Annotated in this window: 12 protein-coding genes; 5 read left to right on the top strand and 7 right to left on the bottom strand. The window is 52.3% G+C overall.

The window, feature by feature from the left end:
* From ACYU87_RS19355 to ACYU87_RS19380, 6 genes are all read right to left on the bottom strand, one after another.
* A partial coding sequence (locus ACYU87_RS19355) for a type IX secretion system membrane protein PorP/SprF (protein WP_461135743.1) occupies positions 1-232 on the bottom strand: 232 nt, incomplete at its 3' end.
* Positions 233-237: 5 nt separating this feature from the next.
* The gene (locus tag ACYU87_RS19360; RefSeq protein WP_461135744.1) at positions 238-8,496 is read right to left on the bottom strand and encodes an Ig-like domain-containing protein; all 8,259 of its coding nucleotides are present in this window, start codon (positions 8,494-8,496) and stop codon (positions 238-240) included.
* 820 nt (positions 8,497-9,316) lie between these two features.
* On the bottom strand, positions 9,317-12,589 hold the full coding sequence (locus ACYU87_RS19365) for a hypothetical protein (protein ID WP_461135745.1): 3,273 nt from the start codon (positions 12,587-12,589) through the stop codon (positions 9,317-9,319).
* Between the two features lie 110 nt (positions 12,590-12,699).
* Positions 12,700-13,764, bottom strand: coding sequence for an NAD(P)/FAD-dependent oxidoreductase (locus tag ACYU87_RS19370; protein WP_461135746.1), 1,065 nt, complete (start codon positions 13,762-13,764; stop codon positions 12,700-12,702).
* A 57-nt stretch (positions 13,765-13,821) separates the two neighbouring features.
* The gene (cmk, locus tag ACYU87_RS19375; protein ID WP_461135747.1) at positions 13,822-14,526 is read right to left on the bottom strand and encodes a (d)CMP kinase; all 705 of its coding nucleotides are present in this window, start codon (positions 14,524-14,526) and stop codon (positions 13,822-13,824) included.
* Between the two features lie 149 nt (positions 14,527-14,675).
* On the bottom strand, positions 14,676-15,221 hold the full coding sequence (locus ACYU87_RS19380) for a GNAT family N-acetyltransferase (RefSeq protein ID WP_461135748.1): 546 nt from the start codon (positions 15,219-15,221) through the stop codon (positions 14,676-14,678).
* Positions 15,222-15,391: 170 nt separating this feature from the next.
* On the opposite strand from ACYU87_RS19380, the gene ACYU87_RS19385 reads away from it, so the two are divergent.
* The 3 genes from ACYU87_RS19385 to ACYU87_RS19395 all read left to right on the top strand — a co-directional run bounded on the left by ACYU87_RS19385 (position 15,392) and on the right by ACYU87_RS19395 (position 18,065).
* Positions 15,392-16,870, top strand: a complete 1,479-nt coding sequence (locus ACYU87_RS19385) for a histidine kinase (protein ID WP_461135749.1) — start codon at positions 15,392-15,394, stop codon at positions 16,868-16,870.
* Between the two features lie 11 nt (positions 16,871-16,881).
* Positions 16,882-17,664 carry a LytR/AlgR family response regulator transcription factor gene (locus tag ACYU87_RS19390; RefSeq protein WP_461135750.1) on the top strand — a complete coding sequence of 261 codons (783 nt, stop codon included), beginning with the start codon at positions 16,882-16,884 and terminating at the stop codon, positions 17,662-17,664.
* A gap of 65 nt (positions 17,665-17,729) precedes the next feature.
* Positions 17,730-18,065, top strand: a complete 336-nt coding sequence (locus ACYU87_RS19395) for a translation initiation factor (protein WP_461135751.1) — start codon at positions 17,730-17,732, stop codon at positions 18,063-18,065.
* Between the two features lie 30 nt (positions 18,066-18,095).
* Here ACYU87_RS19395 and ACYU87_RS19400 read toward each other — a convergent pair whose 3' ends face one another.
* Positions 18,096-19,601, bottom strand: coding sequence for a peptide MFS transporter (locus ACYU87_RS19400; RefSeq protein ID WP_461135752.1), 1,506 nt, complete (start codon positions 19,599-19,601; stop codon positions 18,096-18,098).
* Between the two features lie 136 nt (positions 19,602-19,737).
* Between ACYU87_RS19400 and ACYU87_RS19405 the strand changes: the two genes are divergently transcribed.
* Together ACYU87_RS19405 and ACYU87_RS19410 are read left to right on the top strand one after the other, a co-directional pair.
* A complete protein-coding gene (locus ACYU87_RS19405; RefSeq protein ID WP_461135753.1) occupies positions 19,738-20,418 on the top strand; it encodes a peptidoglycan DD-metalloendopeptidase family protein in 681 nt (226 codons plus the stop codon).
* Positions 20,419-20,615: 197 nt separating this feature from the next.
* Positions 20,616-21,116 carry a GbsR/MarR family transcriptional regulator gene (locus tag ACYU87_RS19410; protein WP_461135754.1) on the top strand — a complete coding sequence of 167 codons (501 nt, stop codon included), beginning with the start codon at positions 20,616-20,618 and terminating at the stop codon, positions 21,114-21,116.
* Positions 21,117-21,154 lie beyond the last annotated feature (38 nt).

The following is a 21,154-nucleotide window of genomic DNA, read 5'->3' on the forward strand; positions in this document are numbered from 1 at the left end:
CCGTGAAGGTGGCCGTCTGGGGCGCTCCCGTGAGGCCCGACCATTGGTTTCGGTAGAGCGCAGACATGCTCAGCACATCGCGGCTGCCGGCGTAGGCGGGGTTGAGGGCCAGCATGTTGAACATGTACTGGGAGAACAGCTTATCCTGCTGCGCCCGGACCGGGTGGCTACCCATCGCAAGGATCAGTAGTAGCAGGAGTATCGACTGTCTGATTGAAAACTTAGTTGCCATCGGTGTTAGCGGTTAATGGTCATGTAGCGGATAAACTGGCGTCCGTCACTGATGTTGATCACATAATAATACGTTCCGTCCGGTACGCCATCCACTGTAGAGCCGACGGAAATGCCCTGATTGGGCTGACCATCCCAGTCGTTGAGGTAGTCAGCATTCTGGTATATCAAATGGCCCCATCGATTGTAGACCTCCAGACGTATAGTCAGGCCAGCCGCCCCGCGAATCACGAACTGATCATTGATGCCGTCCCCGTTGGGCGAGAATCCCTCCGGAATAAAGAGCGGTTGGAAGGTAACCGGCAGATTCAGTGCCGTCGCTTCCCGCTCATTTGAGTCGGTTGGATTACCGTTTCCGTTGAGGTCCGGATTCAACCCGCTCGTCGATATATCACTAACCGCACCTGAGGGAGCTAACCCACTCGCGTAAGCCGAGTTGAGGAAAGTTGTCGTACTGCCGTTAGCGGATATATTGAGCACCCATTGTAACGTATCGACCTTCCCGGCCGCCAGTACACTGCTGCTGTCACCCAGCACCAGCACGGGATCCGAATCGCCGTTGTAGGCCGGGTTTAGCTTGAGCGCACTGCCACTTGATGTAATGAAGGGCGCTTGCACTATCCGGTATCTCGACCCACTTTGGCTGTTGAAGGCCGTCGACAACGTATCGCTGATGTGCACGTTCATGAGTTGCTCCGAGCCGTAGTTTTTCACTACCAGTTGGTAGGTCACGTTATAGCTACCATCGGCTTGGCGGACCGTGTCCCGCACGCTCAGGGCCAGCCCCAGACCAGCCCCGCCCGCCCGAGCGGGCAGCGTGAAGCTGGAGAAGCCCTGGTTGTTGGTCGGGTCACCGTCATGGTCGGGATCCGGGTCCGCCCCATCGGTCGACATATCCCCCACCAGCGTCAGGCTGTTCTCCGCCGTAGCGTTGGCAATATTGTTGAAGCGCCGGGTGGTGTCGCCCACCGTGCGTTTCACTGTCACATCCAGTCGGAAGGCTTGCGAGGCTCCGGGCAGTAGGTGGCTTCCGGTATCCAGCAGCTCGAAGTCGGGCACGTGGCCCGTGAAGCCCGCATTCGCTTGCAGGGTTGAGCCGGTAGCCACGCTAATGGTGGCCGACTGAATGAGGTTGGGTGAGAAGGCATAGGCCAGATCATCCGTCACCTTGACATTCCGTAGTGTGTCATCGCCGACGTTAGTCACCAGAAAGCTATAGGTCACCCGGATCAGTGAATCGCCCACCAACTCGGGCTGCCCCACCACCGACTTGGCCAGACCAATCCGACTCAACTGATAAGTTGATGTATCCCTGACGGTCACACTCGCGCGGTTATTGGCCATGTTGGGATCCTGATTGTCTAAGTAGGTAATCTCGGCCTGATTCACTACGTCCACCCCTTTGCGCGTTACCCGAGCCGCAAACACGATCGACGCAGACTGCCCTGTTTGCAGACTGTCGATCCGCCGGGTAATCACTCCGTTCGACACCCGGTAATTGGCCGTCGAGGCTGGTAGCAGCTCCAGGCCCTTGGGTAGCACATCCCGTACATCGATGTTGTACGCCGTGTGCGGTCCTCCGTTGCTCACTGTAATCGTGTACGTTACCGGCGCCCCGTTTCTCACCAGAGCCGTGCTGGCCAGCTTGGCGATGCGCACATCGGTGGCCAGCGTATCACTCGCGCAATCGAAGACCTTCACCACCACCTTTGCGGGGGCGCTCACACAACCCGCAGCATTACGTTCTACAACCCAGTAAGTTCCTTCACAAACCGAATCGGGACGCATCACAATGTTCGAGCTGTTACAGGCGCAAATCCGGTACACATACGAACTACCGACCGTCGTTGCTGATAGCGCCTTGGTCAGATCAACAATCTTGGCTGGACATTCATTGCGTAGATTCCGTACCAGGGGTGTTGGTACCGCTTCGGCCACGCTAATAGCCACTGGAGCTGAGGTCACCGACCGGCAGCCCTGGGCATCTACCAGTTGAACCGTGTACGTTCCGGTGGTTTTAACAACAATAGAGGGCGTCGTAGCCTTTGTATTCCACACATATCCGACCGCTCCAACGGGGGCTTTCAGAGTTACGGAATCACCAAAGCAGAGTTTAGTACCCCCCAAGATGGTAATGACAGGTACCGATTTGACTCCATTGATGTTCAGTAGCATGTTATCTGTAGCCACCGGACAGGCTGCGTTATTGGTGCTAACCAATAAGGTGAGTGTTACCTTACCTGATAAGATGTCTTCCGGACTAGCGGTATAGACAGCCTTTAGCGCGTACGCATTATCGAAGGAGCCACTGCCGCTGCTGGTCCAATGGGCGGACTGAGCTGCCCCGCCCATCGTACCACTCAGCGTGTAACTCTGGCCCGAACAAATCGTGGCATCAGGCCCCGCATTGGCCGTTGCCGGGTTCTGACTGTCACAAGCGGTAGGCTCCTGGCAGGGCTTAACCTGCACGTGGATAGCCACAGGTAAGCTGGTACATCCGTTGACCGTGCGCTCCACTACGTAGTAGGTGCCTGTACCCACCGCTGCTGGCGTAGCCACTTTTGACGCTAAGCCCAGGCTGGCCTCCGTATAGTAATCGAATACACCCCCTGCGGTCGTCACCTGGCTGCTCACCGCCGTCGTCAGATCGACCGTCAACAGCGGACATGCGTTTGTTTTGTCCACTACGGTGGGGGGAGTTACTTTCGGCAGAACCGTCAGCGCAATAGGATTTGAGGGAGCGCTCTGGCACTGAGCCGGGTTACCACACCGCGCCGTGAAGGTCATCGAGCTGGTTGGCGAGACCGTGATGGACGTTCCCACCTGACTGTTGGACCATATTACAGAGCTGGTTGGCGAACAACCCTGGGCCATCAGCGTTACCGACCCACCCAAGCAGGTCGTGGTGCTGGCACCCGACCCAACGATCGAGATGGTCGGCGCAGTTGGCGCCCCCACCCGGATGGTGGTGGATGCTGACCATTCTCCTTCGCATTCGCCTACCTGACATTTTACCCGGTAGCTCACGTCGGCCGTTGGGGTGATGGTAAGTATAGAACCTGTCGTTTTACCATCCGACCAGCGATAGTTCCCGCCTACGCAGCCGGTGGCCGTTAAGGAAACGACCTCTCCCAGGCAAGCCGAAGGGCCGTTACCAACGATGGTAGGAATAGCGGGTGTCTCTACCATGATGCGCACGCTGGCCGAGGGTACGCTGGAGCAACCATCAACCATACAGGTAGCGCTCAACGTTAGGGCGCCCTTAATTGGTTTAGTGTAGGTGGCTCCTACTGTACCGTCTGACCAGATGACCGTCCCCCCGGTGCAGCCCGTAGCGCTCAGTGAAACCAGTCCACCGGCACAGGCCGTCAGGGAGGAGTTAGCCGAGAGCGTCGGCGGACTAACCACCCGCACGCGCACGCTGGCCCCAGCAACGTCCAGACTGGCGCACTTACTACCAATCAGTTGAAGTACATCTGTCGCCGTACTGATGCCCGGCTTCAGCGCTGATAAATCCAGGTAGTTTCTGTCGGTTACCGTGGCATTGTACACCAGCGTATGAATCGTATAGTCAGCCGCCGTCGAAGCAACAGCAAACTGTGGCGTCGAACTGGTCTGTTGAACGAGCTTTTCAGTTCCTTTGGTCAGCACATATACGATGGAATAGCCCGTTGGCTGGACCAGTCCCCCCTTCAGCGAAGCCCCGACTGTCACGGTTGTGCTAGAGCCAGCACATACGGTTGAGTTCACTGCCACCAATGTGCCCGCTTTCGCCGAGCAGTTCCCCGGATTGATCACAATCGTGGTTGACGGAGTACTCAGACACTGACGGAATTGACACTGGGCGTAATAGGTTTGAGTCCCTTCGGGCTTAACCACCAGCGTGGACCCTCGATTGTTGCCGTTCACATCATTGGCCGACCAGATCACCGTTCCCGAACAGCCCGTGGCCGATAGGGTTACCGTCCCTCCCGGAGCCACCACCGTCGCCGACGTCGTAATCGTGGGGGCAACCACCGGAATTACCGTGATGAGGTAAGGCGGGGTCGATGTGCTCCGGCAGACTCCCGCCTGGCAGTACACCGAGTAGCCCGTGCTCACCATTGGTGAAACAAAGATACTCTTCGTGGTGTCACCCGTGCTCCAGTAAGGTGTACCCTGGCAGTTGGCTACCGATAGCTTCACCGCTTCCCCTTGGCAGACCGTATCAGCACTGCACAGGCAGCGAACGATTGAGGGCGTGGGCGTGGGGGTAACGTTAATCGTAACTACGTTTGACTGACCCGTACCGCACTGACCTTCCACTTGGCAAAGCGCATAAAAGCTGTGGTTAGCGGTCGTGGCCGTCACCGAGACAATCGATCCCGTCTGCCCATCCGACCATTTAACCGTCCCCCCGCAACCCGTAGCGCTCAGCGAGACTACCCCCCCGCTGCAGATGTTCAGGGACGAGGCTGTCACCACGGGCGCTGCGGCCGAAGACGAGCGAACGGTAACCTGAACTTTGTTGGATGCTTCACTTTGACAAGCCCCCTGCTGACAGGTGGCATAATATTGGGCGGTGGCTGTAGGGTAGATCTCGATACTGGCCCCCGTTTTGTCCACCCCCGACCAGCGCACCGTTCCGGCGCAGCCTCTGGCGGTAAGCGTGAGTTTAGTGCCGCTGCAAAGCGTGGTGCTGCTAACCGAGATGATGGGTGATGTGGGCGTCACCACGGTAATGTTTGCGGTGTTCGATGGCGCACTCAGGCAGGTGCGGTAGCGGCACTGGGCGTAGTAGCTAATACTGGCTGTGGGCGATACGGTGATGCTGGATCCCGTTTTCCCTGCCACGTTCCACACCACCGTGCCGTTGCAATCGGCCGCCGTTAAGGTCACCAACCCACCCGCGCACACCGTATCGGCGCTGGCCGTGACGGTGGGAATCACCGGGGCCACGATGCTGATCGAGTAGACCGGTGAAGACTGGCTCACACAGGCGTCGTTCTTACAGGAAACCGAATAAGAATTGTTGCCCGGTGTGGGCGTCACCACGATGCTGCTGGTGGTAGCCGTGGTGCTGTTCCAGACGGGGGTTCCCACGCAACCGGTTACGGTCAGCGTCAGCGCTTCTCCAGGACACACCACATTACTGCTAGGGACGAGGGTTGGGGTGGGCAGTTCCGTAGCGATTCCAATGGTTTTGGTGGCGGGGCGGCTCAAACAACTGCCCTGCCGACACTGGGCCGTGTAGGTGGTCCTGCTATAGGGCGTCACCACGATCGTGGAGCCCGTTCGGGCCTGATCCGACCATTCAATGGTGCCTCCCGGGCAACCCGTTGCGGTTAGGGTAAGCGAGCTGCCTGGGCAAACGGCGTCGGCGCTGGCTGTAATGGTGGGTACCTGGGGATCCAGCACTGTAACGGTAATAGCATTAGAAGCCACACTTACGCAGTTACCAACGACACAACTGGCCGTATAGATCGTAGTGAGGTTCGGGGTGGCAAAGATAGTCAATCCCGTTTTGCCGTCCGACCATTTCACAGTTCCCTCAGCGCAGCCCGTGGCGCTTAGGGTAGTAGTGCCCCCTTTGCAGATATCGGTGATTGCACACAGGATGGTGGGCGGATTGAGCGCACAGGTGTTGATCGAGATGGCAACGGCGGAAGTATCATTCTGAGGGTAGGCCGGATCGTTTTCGGGACTGGTAATAAGGCCCGTGTTGTTGATTGCCCCCCCCGTGAGGATCGTAGCTTCGATCAATAAGGTACGCCCGGCGCCAGCCGTTAGAGTACCGAGCGGCCAGCGGCCTGTAAGGGGATTATATGACCCGGCGGGGGTTGAGCTGACGTAAGTGAGCGATGTGGGCAAAACGTCACTCACCGTAACATCCGTAGCCGTTATAGGCCCCTTATTGGTGGCCGTTAGGGCGTAAGTAACCGTCTGCCCCACCCGGTAAGGGCCCGGAGTAACGACTGTTTTGGTAAGGGCCAGATCGGCCAGACAGCGGCCTACGGTGAGAGGCAGCGAGGCCCGGGCGCTTACGCAACCGGCCGGGCTGAACGCTTCGGCCTGGTAGATCAATTGGCCCGTAGTCGCTGGGATAACTACGAGTTGGCCGCCACTGAGCGTCGTACCCACCCGTTGCCCCTGGGGATCGTACCAGTTGATCTGATTGCCAGGAGCCAGAGCGACCAGGGTGGTCGGGCGACCCTGACAAACGGGCGACTCCAAACTGGCCAGTTGGGTGGGTGGGGCGGGGCGGGGGTTGATGCTCGCCAGCCGGGAACTGGAAACCGCCTGACAGACGCCCCCCGGCCCATCGGGGTCGTTGGTGGTGGCCGTCAGCACCACCTGACCGGCAGTGATATCAGCGGAAGAAGGTAAATAGGTGGTGGTCAGGCTGGTGGGGCTACTGAAGGTACCTGTACCACTACTGGTCCATACTAGGCTGGTGGCCGCGCCCGACAGGGTAGCCACCAGGGGAATAGGATTGTTGGCACAAGTGCTTAGGCCCGGCTCCACGCTGACGTTGGCCAGGGTTTGACAGTTACAATCGAGGATACCAACGGTCAACAGAGCGGCCTGGCTGTAGCAGGCGCCAACCTGGGCGAAGAGGTAGTACTGACCGGACCCGACCGCGGTTAGGTTGGTAACTTTGGTCGAAGCCATGCGGTTGAGGCTGGTGTACCACTCGTAACTTGTGCCCGGGGTGCGGTTGGTAATGATCACAGAGGTCAGATCAAAGGTGTTGGCGGGACAGGTATTGGTGGCATTGGCCGCAATGGTGGGTGTGGGTAGGGTTGTCACTGTTACCGAAACCGGCTGGCGGGTACTCACACAGCTACCATCGTAGCTTACAGCTTCAGCATAATAAGTCGTCGACGTAGTTGGGTATACCGTTAAGGATTGTCTGGATATACTTAGCGTATCAAATGCCGTCCCCCCAGATGGCGTCAGATACCATCGTACATAGGAGGCTGTCGTTGCTGCTGTTAATACAGCTTTATCTCCATTACAAACGGATAGATTACCCGATATAACCAGGTTGAAATCCGTCGAGCAGGATGGATAGAAACCTGCGTCCAGATTTAGATTAGTCTCGCCGGGGGCCAACGTAACTGACCGGGTTTTACCAGTCAGCGGGTCAGCGTCGCTATCGTTGGTATCGTCCCCCCCTATCCGAGCTAAGGTTGGTGCGTAGCCCGCCGGTGTTACGAAACGTACCGAATAGGGAACACCAGGCGTCAATCCCGTGAAGGAGTAAATACCTGAACTGTTTGTTGTCGTTGACGAAATGGGTGTGTTCATTTCATCTAAGAGAACAACCGCCACGTTCGGAATACCTGGCTCGTTTGTCTGCCGGATACCATCTTTGTTCGTATCGGCAAAAACAAGATCACCCAGACTACTGTAAGACCCTGGAATGACTTGAATATCGCAACAATTTGTTGCTGGACAGCCCGTACGATACGTCGCAAATCGGTAAGTACCGGCACTTTTTATCGTTAACGAGAGATCACTGTTGACTTCAGCGAGCGATGTCGAGACGGCCGATGTGCTGATGGGAACATCGTTTCTATACCAGACAATCTGATCGTAGCCCGATGGAATCGTTACGGTATATTCATCACCCGGATACCAAACGATGGGAACGGAGAAACACACGGCTTCGTAGTCATCTTCGGTCAGGCTTTGATTATTGGGCGTTGAATTTAAGTCCGTTTGATCAGCCGCTATGACTTCGGCTTTATTAAACCACACGCCTTGCTGGTGTACAGTTGCTCGTATGGTTAACACCGCTGAGTCGCCCGGAGCAATCGATGTAATGTTCCATATACCAGCAAGAGACGATGCATCAGGTGTGTACGTACCACTTCCCCGAACAACATTGGCCGAGCCAGGTACATACGCAACTCCGCCGTTTGGCAGTTCTTCTTTAACGGCTACTGAAGTAGCGGTAGCCGAACCAGGCGCATTTGTTACAACAATGGTATATGTAACAACGTCACCGATTTTTGGCGACTGGTTATTAATGGCATTATGAAGCGTTAGGTTGATTGTTGGCGACTGCGCCAGCGCTGGTGAAACGACCAGCCAAAGCACAAAGAGTGTCAGCGCGGAGCAAACGCGCTGACCAGCACAGACAAATGACGACAGCCGCTTCCTGAAGCCTCTCGTTATCAGCGTTTTTCGTCTTAATGGTCCAATTCCTCCACCTGTGTCTGCCAGTACTTGTGCAACATCTTTGTGGAATGACGTTGTTAGTATAATTTGCTCATTCATTGACTGTTGTGCAGAATTGATAGAAGCTTTTTTTGATTGGTTTATCTGAAGGCCGGATAGGAAATTGGGTGTATCAGGTGGCTCACCGTCAACCCTGAAAAATTTCTCAATAGCCCATCCGGCACTATTGAGAGACGCGACCGTAGCTATTCCAGGATAATCAATGATCTGAGAAGACACAGGTTTTCTCATGGACGGGATCGATCCATGTAGTACACCCAGAAAATACGTAATTAACCGCCCAATAAAGGAGACTACCTTACTTTGTCGGTCGACTTGTAGCATGAAAGTAACGGCCGACTCAGTATCTAGCGGTGACGGGGAACGGTTATCATAACGAGTAGATATTTCTTCCATCTGCAACTTAATTTCGGACGGTTTACTGTTTCAAATTGAGAGTTGCAGGTTCGTAACTAGTTCAGACCCGCTGACCGGCAATCGGTCACGGCCCCCTTACTTAGCCATGTCAGGAACTCTTGCGCTTTGTAAGCATTTAACTAAAACTATGCCAAACCAACCTACTCGTCGTAAGCTTACTACCAATAAGCCCTAATACTGTGTTTATTAGCTTATTATACTACCAATCATTGTTTATATCATTGTGGCTATAGGCTACAGTAAGCAGGTTGGTTACAAGGAGTTAATTATAAACGAGATAGCGGCAGGTTAGCGAAAACTATGCCAACTATGAAATAACCAATTATATTTTGGTTACTTATTATGAATAAGACGGTTCGGTACACTTCGTAAATTTGTATAGAGCCGTGTACAAAAAAATAGCCACTCTGTCGGAGCGGCTATTCAGTAAAATTCAGGTACCTTAAAAATCGTATCCTAAGGTTAGATAAGGAATTGGTTTGCTGACGGTGCGGTCTTCCAGACCCCATCCATAATCGAACTTAACGAAATAACCGAAGATCATTGTCCGTACGCCAGCCCCGTAGCCGATCAGGAATGGGTTTTTGAAGTTGGTTACCGTTGCTCTGAACGGAATGCTGCCGCCACCAACAATTTCTGTGTTCAGGCTATTTTGCTGACTAAATGGCCCGCTTCCTGTCCAGGCGGTTCCAATGTCCGTAAAAGCAACCAATTGCAAATTGCGCAGGAAGTTGGATGTAATATTTCCCCGATACAGGTAACGAATAAGGGGCAAACGAAGCTCCGCATTGAACAGCATGTAACTGTTACCGGTTAGCTTACCCTGGTTGAAGCCCCGCAGCGGAGCAGCAAAATCCAGAAAGAATACATCACGGTAATCGTACGGGATTTCGTTTTGCACCGTGTTAGGTATCAGCAAGGGGTTGGAAGCAATTTGTTCTTTTTTGCCACCAATCCAGTTTTCCATACCGCCCAGTGTGCTCCTCTTGGGGGCAGCGCCCCCCGACTGACTGAAAGCAAACCGGGTAGCCAGAACCAGATCGCGGTGAATGCGTTGATAATGACGCAGATCGAGCGATAACCGTCGGAATCCTTGTGACGGCCCCCGCAAACCAGCGTATTCCTCGAACTTAAGCTTGGCTTTGGTACCCGCGATCATGTTCATTCCGTTTACTTTGGTATTGTCGAAGACGAATTCGCCCCGCAAACCGGCGTAGTCCGAGACACGATCTGGCTCCGAGAACGACGACAAGTCGATCAACCGGGTCATGGCATAGAAAGGAGATACGGTAAACCGACTATTCACCGAAATCGGATACGAAGCTGATACGGATACCCGGTTATACCGATATTTCTGTAATATACCGGCCCCATCAGCGAAAAGAGTCTGCCGATCAACACGAGCGCCATAGTCAATTCGGTGCGTTAGGTTTGTGTATTCCGCGAACAAATCGCTGTTGCGTAGTGTATTCGTTAAGCTGAGGAAACCACCCGCCCGAAGCACGTGATTTTCAAGCAGATCAGTTAGCGTAACTTCTTGCGCATACCCAAATCCTTTGATCGGGTCAACACGCCAGTTTGACGGCGCTTCGTTAATACCAAAGGTCGCTTTGTAATCAAATGGCCCACGAATGGTGATGTTTTCCCGGCGTCGATTACGAGGCAACGCTGTGGTCAGGCCGGGTGAAACACCTGTTACCGACCGGCGTTGACGATACTCTGCCGCCTTTACCACTTCTGGATCGAACTGGTAATTATCGGTATCCACTTCGCCGGGTTCCAATGCCAGTTTTGTTCCGGTTCCAAGCTGTGCGCCGGTTCCCGTACGACCTGCCGCAGCGGAGTCGGTCGTAGCACGGTTGGGTCGTGGAGTCGAATCGGTTTTTGCCGGGCTGACCCGTGGTGCCGCCGATGGATTGGCCTTATTAATAGCAATACTTCGTTGCGTGGGTGGTGACTGAACCGTTTGCGTGAGGCTGAGTTGCGAGCGGAACCCGATGTACTCATCCCCGTTTTTCAGACTACTATAAACGAACCCGCCATTCGCTGGTTTGAGGTCATAAAGGCGGATGCTTTCAGGAAAAGCAGTCAACTGAGCCACTGACTTACTTTCTGTTTCGAGCCGGTAAAGATTACGAACTCCAGTGGCGTCGTTAAGGAAATAAACCGTCGTTTCGCCAGCTGGAACTGGCTGCGTTGCGTGAGACAATGAATCGGTCAGTCGAACGAGCGATAAATCCCGGGCACCGCCTTCGTGCGAAAACAAACTTAAATGGTCGTTGACGGTACGGTAGGAACCTTTATCGACACCCAGCGTATCGTCTCTTCGGTTGGAACTGAAAACAACCTGCCGGGCCGTACGCCCCACAAAAGCGGGGTACAGATCATCATACAGATCATTGGTCAACTGCTGATAGGATCCCCGATTTATATTATACAGGAATAGGTCATTCTGCCCTTTTCGATCGGCACTCATGATCAAACTACCACCATCATCCGACGCGTTCATCCAGATAACCTGCGAGAGCCCATTTACCGACCGCTTGAATTCACGTTTCGGTTTTTTTTCAAAACCGCTGTACTGATACAGGTTCGTTTTTCCTAACTCATCCGTAACAACAAGCAGATTATTGTCACGCTGCCAGGCCAGCAACGGAGTGCTCGCTTGTTTTACCTGGCCATCGAGCCGGTAACCACCCGACAGCACAGTCGTCTTTTTCCGGTTAGTCGTGTTCACAACCTCGACGCTGAACTTGCCATCACGTAATACTGAGTAAGCAATAAACTGTTTATCAGGACTTAACTTCAAACTAGTCAACAACGTTTTATCATCCGCAGAGCCCACTTTTAGCTGAAAATCGTCGGTGCTGGCTCGGTACGATTGATTGACACTAGTAGCCATACCCGCGTAATAGTCCCGCCATTCGCGCAGAAAACGGCTGTACGGCACACCCAGCGTACTGGAAATGCTGTTTTGCTCATTCCGAATGATGCGTGTCAGGTTCAGTATATTCGAGACATTGTCGCGTCCGTATCGCTGAACAATGTAATTCCAGATCGAATGACCAACCCGTTCAGCGTCGGCACCGGACAGTAACGATGGCTTTTTAACGGGCCGATTCAGGGAAATATCCCGCATATAGTCGTCCAGTTCCAGGCTGTTTCCATAGGCAATATAAGAGGCTATTCCGGGCATGAACCAATCGGGCAATGTCAGCAAAAGCGAGCTTTGAAGCGCATCCTTGAGACTCCCCCCGTAAAGCATATCGTACACAAACAGCATGGCTACATCGCGGATAATCTGCTGCCGAAAGCTGATCTGATCGCCCGTAAACGCCAGTTCAATCCGGGATTTGGACAGGTTTTGTTCACGACTACTCACCCCGCCCTGCGCGGTAAGCCCAATGTTGCTCTGCGCCAGTTCTTCCGGCGAATTAAACAGGAAAATTTTAACCCGATTATAGGGCGTATAACCTAATAACTCCGTTATCCGGTCAAATTCAGATTCGGCGTACTGGGCCGTCAAGTTAGCAATCTGGCTGCCATCCTGGTAATAGTAAATCTCGAAGTTTGAGGTTCGAACGATCTTCCATTCGAAGCTGCGATACTGGATCCGGTTTTTCCCGAATCGCTCCAGCGATGGATAGTTTTGTGCCGTAGCCACGCCCAATCCAGCCAGCCACAGGCCCAACATCAATATGTATTGATTTCGCATACGGGTATAAGAGACGCTGATCAAGGATTCGTTTGCGACAACGTTCACGGCAAAACGGCTTGCCCGGTTTTGGTTTTCGGTCCGCTTAACATCCTTAATCGGAAAACTAATCAACTGCCATGATATAACGAAACGCATCGGCTAATATTCGCTTCCGGCTCCAAATCTTCACCATCCAGAAGGTAGCGGGCAAACTGTTCGGCCAGATAGGGCGCCAGCGATACGCCTTTGGTACCCAAACCGCCAAAAATTCCGACCGCCGGCTTGGTTGGATGTAGACCGATAATGGGCCGACGGTCTTTAGTAGAAGGCCGGATACCCGCCTGCTGGCCAACAATTTGATAAGGTACGTTTAAAAGGGGCGCTACTTTTGTCTCCAAAAATGACCGCCCATCCTCCGTTGTTTGCCAGTCCAGGTCATGCCAGCTGTAAGTGGCACCAATCCGGACCAGGCCAGGCCGAACGGGCAGAATAAATACGCCCTGATTCACTATATTCTTAATGGAGTAATTCTCAACAACTGCCGTCAGAATCTGCCCTTTCACGGGATTGTAGGGCAGCCAGTCAAACAACGGATTCTCGCGGGCCTGAACCCCATCACAAAATATGACTTTGTCGATCGTTACCCCCTGCCACTCAACGCTCCTATCGTTGATAGTCAAATCACCAACGCCTACTTTTGCCTCGAAAAACTGATTTTTTCTGACAAAGTAACCCTTAATAATCCGAACAAATTCTGTCAGGTCTACCCAGCCTGCCTGCGTTACTTCCAGACCACCCAGCGGATTATTGATAAACTGACTATAGGCCTGGTTATCAATCGACTTAGATACGTATTGTTGTGTATCGGGATCGGCGGCCAGCGCCAGGTAATCCGTTTGTTCGCTAACGGACCTGAACGGACGATATATATTTTTGGCATGAAAAAACGTGACGCCCAACTGTTGCTCAATATCGCTGTAGAATTGGTGCAGGAAGGGAAACAACTCATCGGCTTTCCAGGTGCGAACGAGTTTTCGGCCCGTTAGCGGATTCACAAGGCCCGCTGCCACCGCCGACGCGGACGGAAGGCCCGGATCATCAACGAGTAATACTGTGCATCCGCGTTGGTCGAGTGTCCAGGCCAGCACTGATCCCGCTATCCCCTGCCCAACAATCAGAAAATCAACCGTCATTTTTTTGCTAAAGAAGAAGGAGTCTCAGGGGGTGTAAAATAGCTTATACCTAGCCGGTTACTTCCTGTTTTTTTTACGATGCAATTCTGCCAGACGAAGGTCAGACAGTTCGATTACCCAATCGACCTGCTCCTCAATAGTCATGTGCGATGTATCGAGCAATGTAGCATCGTCGGCCTGCCGGAGGGGGCTTTCAAGGCGCGTCGTGTCAATCAGGTCACGTTTCTCAAGATTCTTGATAATATCGTCCAGATTAACCAATTCACCTTTGGCGAGGAGTTCCTGCTGTCGGCGACGGGCGCGGGTGTACGTATCGGCCGTCATAAACACTTTTACTTCAGCATCCGGAAACACTTTGGTACCAATATCGCGACCATCCATGACAACCCCCCGACGACGACCCATTTTCTGTTGCTGGGCAACCAGGGCCCAACGAACTTCCGGGATGGCGCTCACTTCGCTGACGATATTGGAAATGTACATCTTCCGAATCTCGTCTTCTATGTTCAGGCCATTGAGGCATGTTTCGTTCCGGCCCGTTCGGTTGTTGTGATTGAAGGTAATGTGGATTTTATCGAGCGCTCCCGTCACTTCTTTGGTATTGGAGAGCGAAATTCGCTCCTGAATAAAAAAGAGACTGACCGCCCGGTACATAGCGCCCGTGTCAATGTACCCGTAGCCCATTCGGGCAGCTACAGCTTTGGCAGTCGTACTCTTTCCGCAACTTGAATACCCGTCAATTGCAATTACGATTTTCGGCATGAACGAATCTTCCCGCCCAGGCGGTACTATTTTTAGAAAAACTAAGTGCAAAGATGATGCTTTGCCAGGTAAGATTCTACTGGATTCGGCCCAGTCATGTTACGCTGTCTCAACCGTTGAGCAGAATGTGCAGTAACTGACGGGATTAGCTACCGATGTTCTGCGCGAAGCATCGAAAAAACGTGTTCGTTCAGGTACTGGTTATTTTTGACCGCGGCTTGCCGGTGAATGGCTTCATGCTGGTAACCGGCGGCTTCCAGCACCTTCATCGATCCGGTATTTCCTTCGAGCACGCAGGCAAAAATGCGGTTAACCTGAAAGTGCTGAAAAATATACGTGGTTATAATTGGTAACGCTTCGGTCATGATTCCACGCCCCCAGTAACTTTCACTCAGCCAGTAGCCAATCTCGGCATTATAGCGGTAAATATCATCTTTCACGGTGAAGCCAATGTTACCAACCGCCTGACCGTCAACCTCAATGGCAAAATTAGTAGGCTGCTGATACGATTTATTCGAACGTACCCACGAATGAGCATCGCGTGGTGTGTAAGGATACGGAAAGAAGTCGCGGACATTGTTCCAGATGTGGCGATTGCTGGCGTGGCGAACCAACGAATCTTCGTCGCCTTCACGCCAGGGACGTAGTTGGCCAACAGAAAACGAAAACGTGATCAACGTGGTAGTCAAGGTCAAAAAAGCTGATGGGTAATTACGTCACTAACAACGTATGAATCCAAATGTTAAGCCAAATTTATCCCGCTCCTTCCCTACTTCATACGGTTCTTGTTGACATTCGTCGGAAAAATCAGACAACGACCTGAAGTATATGGTATTTTTGATCCAATCAATTGCCCCACCCACTCATGACCCGCGAACAACTGATCGGTACGATTGGCAAGAACGGTAAACGCATTCAGTTGCGCGGCACCGATCTGGCTAAATTTGACTTTAGCGGCCTCGATTTGACCGGTGCTGACCTGAGTTTTTCGAACCTCGGCAAAGCGAACTTTCGGGGGGCTACTCTTCGACAGGTAAATCTGAGTTTTTCAAATTTGAGCGGGGCTGATTTTACGGACGCCGACCTCTACGAAGCCAATTTCAATTTCAGTTCGCTGGAAGATGTCAATCTGAGCGGAGCTAATGTGGAAGGGGCTTCGTTCAACTTTTCGGGTCGCAGCAAGTACCGCCCGGAGCCAGCAAACATCCGGGAAGAACCCATTACACTGACGACCATTCTGCAAAAACCAGGCTGGGGAACCCTCATCGGCGCCCTCATCGGGGCATTGCTGGTGTACGGATGCAATGCCATCATCTACTTTTCCGACCTTATTTCGAAAGCAGATAACCCGCTGTTGGTGGGGTTGTATCAATTCCTGATCGTACAGAACATGGTCGATGGGGCTACCTGCTTTTTATTGACCTGGGCGCTCTCGGGCTGGCTATCCCGTCAATGTCGGGTTGTCTGGCAACGCCATGTCATTCTTAGTATAGGTATCTTGCTCAGTATTCTTGTGATTAATTCGGCGTTGTATCTTGTCCTGGGAAAACAGTTTATCGACGCCCTGGCCAAATTACCCGGCGGTATAGAACGAACGGCGGACTGGTATATATACGCCACTGGCGACATACTGGTTGCCAATGTATTTCTGTACGTCCTGCAGCAGGGACGGCAATTAACGCGCAAACTATCGGAGCAGGAGTTTCAACTGCTCAATCTGGAGAAGCTTAAAACCCGCGCTGAGCTGGATGCGTTACAGGCCAAAATAAACCCGCATTTCCTGTACAATGCCCTCAATAGCATTGCCAGTCTGGTCCACGACGATCCCGATAAAGCCGAGGAAATGACGCTTCTGCTGTCCAAACTCTTCCGCTATTCGACCGGACGCGATGGAGAGCTGTTTGCGACCCTGGCCGACGAACTGGAAATGGTGCGTACGTACTTGCAGGTTGAGAAGGTTCGGTTTGGCAATCGACTCACGTTCAGCGTCGAAATCAGCGATCCTGCACTCAGTGAATTGCGTTTGCCGCAGTTTCTGCTGCAACCCATCGTTGAAAACGCCATCAAACACGGCATTGCCAAACGGGCTGACCTGGGCCGGATTGACGTGCGCATTTACGAGAAAAGCGGAGAAATACATCTCTGCGTTCATGACAATGGACCGGCTTTCCCCGACGATATGAGCGGGGGGTACGGCCTACGCAGTATCCAGGACAAACTCAAACTTCTCTACGGGGATGATGCCCGGGTGGAATTGCAGAACTGGCCGCTCAAGCAGGTGCTGATCTCTATTCCGATGAGTAAAATTCGGGGTGTCCGCGACATGGAAGTCCCCACTATGTAACGTAACCAACCATGACATTACCCCTAAAAACGATACTGATCGACGATGAAGCACTGGCCATTAGCCGCTTACGTCGATTGTTAGGCAAACATTCGGATAGTATCGACATCATTGGCGACGCAGCCAACGGTGCCGAAGGCCTGACGCTCATTGAGAGCCTGCAACCCGATCTGATCTTTCTGGACATTGAAATGCCGCTGCTGAACGGTTTCGAGATGCTGTCCCGCCTGACAACCATGCCGATAGTCGTGTTTGCCACCGCTTTTGATCAGTACGCCATACGTGCGTTCGAAGAAAACTCCATCGATTATTTATTGAAGCCCATCGAGGCCGAACGATTAGCCCGCACGGTGCAGAAGATCAGAGCCTTGGTCGATCGGCAGGGCCTAGCACAACCCGCAGTTAATCCTATGTCGGAGAGTGTATTGCGCTTGCTGGCGCAGATGCAGCCGAAAAAAGAAATCTATTCGATCTCGGTAAAAACAGGGGAAAAAATCAAGCTGGTCCCCCTCTCGGATATTGCTTTTTTTGAAGCCGAAGATAAATATGTGTTTCTGTCAACGACCGATGGCCAGAAATTTCTGACAACCTACACGCTGACAACACTCAACGAAAAACTCCCGGATACATTTATACGCATCAGCCGGTCGGTGATGGTTAACCGGCACAAGGTTGCCGAAGTACACCGGCATTTCGACGGTAAATTTCTGCTGGGCATGAACGATAAAAAGGGAACAAAGCTCACCTCTGGCAGTACTTACGGCGACACGGTCCGGCAATTGCTGGAACTCTGACAACACCCGAAACATAGTGGCACACCCAGGGAAAGGCCTTATTTTTGTTCGTAAATAATCCATTCATGAGTAAGAAAAACAGAACGGGCATCCTGTACTCCACCGATCCGGATTTTCAGTACCAGTCCAGCAACGAGCCCGAAGCCGAAACATTGCCGCCCGCCCAGCAGAGCCTTAAAATCTGGCTTGTTAAATTGGGCGGCAGTAAAGTAGTAACGACCGTACGTGATTTTATCGGTACCGATGCTGATTTAGCCGATCTGGGTAAACAACTCAAAGCCGCCTGTGGGGCAGGCGGCTCAAGCAAAGACAACGAAATTCTGATTCAGGGTGACCACCGCGATAAAGTGCTGGCCTGGCTCACCGGAAAGGGATACAAAGCAAAAAAAGCAGGAGGGTGAAAATATGCATGATGTATCATGCATATTTTCTTATTCTACTCCACCCATCCACCGTTTCAACGGTTTGACGAATAGTAACAAAACGAAGCCTGACACCAGCGAAAACACAGCAACGCTCTGGAACATCTGGGGCATCTGCTGAACGTTTTCCTTGTCAAAACCGCCCGCAAATAAGCCGGCTATAAGGTTACCCAGCGACGTTCCCACAAACCACAGCCCCATTAACTGACTGGTGTATCGCTTGGGGGCTAATTTGGAAAACGCACTCAGTCCCACCGGACTTAAGAACAGTTCGGCGATGGTAAAGAACAGGTACGTAAAGGTCAGAAATAAGGGTGATGTCCGAACACCGGTCAAGGCAAATTCGGCCGCAAACACCATGACCACGTACGCGAGTCCAAGCAGTAGTAGGGAAATGGCGAACTTCGCCGGTACGGGTAAGCCAATCTTGTTATTAGCCAGAAACACCCACAGCGCAGCCATAACCGGCGAGAAAATCAGAATAAAAGCAGGATTCAGATTCTGAAACCAGCTCGATGGCATCTCCCAGCCAAAAAAGGTCAGCTCGGTGTACCGATCCGCAAAAATTTGCAGCGATGATCCTTGCTGTTCATTTCCGGCCCAGTACAACGCCGATGCGACAAAGAATACAAACAACACACCTACCCGTTTCTTCTCCGTCGCATCGAGGCCGCCCGCCAGTAGAATGTAAGCAAAGTAGCTCAGGCCAATCAGCGAAATAATCGTACCCATCGCTTTCGCTAACCCCTGGGCTGTCGTCAGATCAAGAACACCCGTCAGTTGCAGCATTGCCATCAGCGCCACAATGAACGCTACAAACAGAAACAACGAGCGGTTTCCGCTCGACGATTTTCCTTCGCCAGTTGGTGCCTGAACAATGTACTGGCCGTAATCACCGAGGTGCCGGTTGCCGAACAGACGATATGTAACCAACCCCAATGCCATCGCTACGGCAGCCGCGCCGAATCCATAATGCCAGCCAATTTTCTGCCCCAGGTAACCCACAATTGAAATGCCTAGCAATGAGCCGATGTTGATGCCCATGTAAAAAATAGAGAAAGCCGCATCTTTACGGGCGCCACCTTCGGGGTAGAGTTGGCCAACGATGGTGCTGATGTTTGGCTTGAGAAGTCCTGTTCCGAGAGCTACAATGCATAAGCCACTGTAGAACAGGCCACTGCCGGATGGAATAGCCAGAATGATATGCCCCAGCATGATAATAATCCCGCCATACCAGACGGATTTACGTTGCCCCAGCAGGTTATCGGCAATCCAGCCGCCAGGCAACGACAGGAGGTAGACCGATGCGGTATAAATACCATAAATGGCGGCTCCATCGGCTTCATTCAGACCCATGCCCCCCCGAACGGAATCCAGCAAAAACAGCAGGAGAATGGCCCGCATACCGTAGTAGCTGAAGCGCTCCCACATCTCGGTGAAAAACAGCACAAAAAGGCCCATTGGCTGACCAAACAGGGTGGCTGTGCGAATAGGCTTCGTATCAGTAACTTCCATAAAATTAGGTTAAGCAGTCAGTTTGCCGAAGAATATCATTGCTCACAGCGTCTATACCTGCGAACAATTAGTAAAAAAATAGCTGTAAATATATCCCTGATTGGTGAGATAGCATCGCAATCGATTAAATTTACCCATGCTACTCCCCTTCGATTTCCAGAAAGACCCGCTCCTTATTCTTGACTTCTCCGCAACAAACCCGGACCTCGACCCCGAAGCACAGCTACGAACCGGCCTCGATTTGACGAATACCGCTATTTTTTCCGAGTATGTGTTTAGCAAGATGGAAACGGCGGGGGCGCTGGTTGGTATAGGAGGATACAACGAACACCGGGTTATTTACCGCCGAAGTGAACACTTTTCCAGTTCTGAAGAACCCCGCGAAATTCATCTGGGAATCGACTTTTGGGCAGCCGCCGGAACGCCAGTTTTTGCCCCAATAGATGGTGTTGTTCATAGCTTTCAGGATAATAATAACTTCGGCGACTATGGACCAACCATCATTCTTGACCATACCGGATCGTCGCGGCACTATTTAGGGGGAAAGCCGCTTTATTCGCTCTATGGGCACCTCACCCGCACGTCGCTCAGCCATCTATATGTTGGCAAGACAATCAGGGCTGGTGAGCAACTTGGCACGATTGGTCCCTTCCCCGAAAACGGCGACTGGCCCCCGCATTTGCACTTCCAGCTGATGACCGACATGCTCGGCTTAACCGGCGATTTTCCCGGTGTCTGTTCTCTGTCCGACCGGGCCAGGTTTTTAGCCATCTGCCCAAACCCCAATGATTTGCTGGGCATTCCGGGATTGACTTAGGAGAATTTCTGCATTGGGTAATAGTAGTTCTGGGTGAAGTCAATTTTGAGAAACTGACCCTACGGCGGAACCACAGCAAAGTAACATTGTCAGATCGTCGCTCTGGTGCTCAACCTTAAAACAGGCTACAGACATAATCCAGCAATAAAGTTTCAATAAATTTTGAAACTTTAAAAACAACTACATAAATTTGCTTCATGACATTCGAGGAAGCCAGAGAAAAATTCATTCATACGTGGGGGACACTAGCCACCCAATGGGGCATTAATCGTTCCATGGCTCAGTTACACTCCCTGCTCCTGATCTCACCCGATGCGTTAGCAATCGAGGATATTATGGAGCAGTTACAGATTTCTCGGGGAAATGCCAGCATGAACCTACGTGATTTGATGGACTGGGGCCTCATCTACAAACAACTGAAGCCCGGCGAACGACGGGAGTTTTTTATCGCAGAGAAAGATATATGGAAAGTAGCCCGGCAGGTAGCCAAAGAACGCCGTCGTCGGGAAATTACTCCGGTTGTTGAGGTACTTAATGAACTCAAGAATATTCCCACCGATACGCCTGAGGCTCAGGAATTTCATCGGGTTATGACTGGTCTCAGCAACGTCGTTGGCTTTGCCGACAATACGCTCAATGCTGTTATCAAAGCGGAAGAAAACTGGCTGATGAGTCAGTTCCTGAAAGTCTTTCGGTAATTTTTTTATGTACTTATTTCAATTATTTCTGAAATTTC

The sequence above is a fragment of the Spirosoma lituiforme genome (assembly GCF_054776635.1).

Coding starts and splice junctions, on each gene's coding strand:
- ACYU87_RS19400 (WP_461135752.1), bottom strand. CDS start 19,601: ATGGAAGTTACTGATACGAAGCCTATTCGCACAGCCACCCTGTTTGGT.
- ACYU87_RS19390 (WP_461135750.1), top strand. CDS start 16,882: ATGACATTACCCCTAAAAACGATACTGATCGACGATGAAGCACTGGCC.
- cmk (WP_461135747.1), bottom strand. CDS start 14,526: ATGCCGAAAATCGTAATTGCAATTGACGGGTATTCAAGTTGCGGAAAG.
- ACYU87_RS19395 (WP_461135751.1), top strand. CDS start 17,730: ATGAGTAAGAAAAACAGAACGGGCATCCTGTACTCCACCGATCCGGAT.
- ACYU87_RS19360 (WP_461135744.1), bottom strand. CDS start 8,496: ATGAATGAGCAAATTATACTAACAACGTCATTCCACAAAGATGTTGCA.
- ACYU87_RS19410 (WP_461135754.1), top strand. CDS start 20,616: ATGACATTCGAGGAAGCCAGAGAAAAATTCATTCATACGTGGGGGACA.
- ACYU87_RS19385 (WP_461135749.1), top strand. CDS start 15,392: ATGACCCGCGAACAACTGATCGGTACGATTGGCAAGAACGGTAAACGC.
- ACYU87_RS19370 (WP_461135746.1), bottom strand. CDS start 13,764: ATGACGGTTGATTTTCTGATTGTTGGGCAGGGGATAGCGGGATCAGTG.
- ACYU87_RS19405 (WP_461135753.1), top strand. CDS start 19,738: ATGCTACTCCCCTTCGATTTCCAGAAAGACCCGCTCCTTATTCTTGAC.
- ACYU87_RS19365 (WP_461135745.1), bottom strand. CDS start 12,589: ATGCGAAATCAATACATATTGATGTTGGGCCTGTGGCTGGCTGGATTG.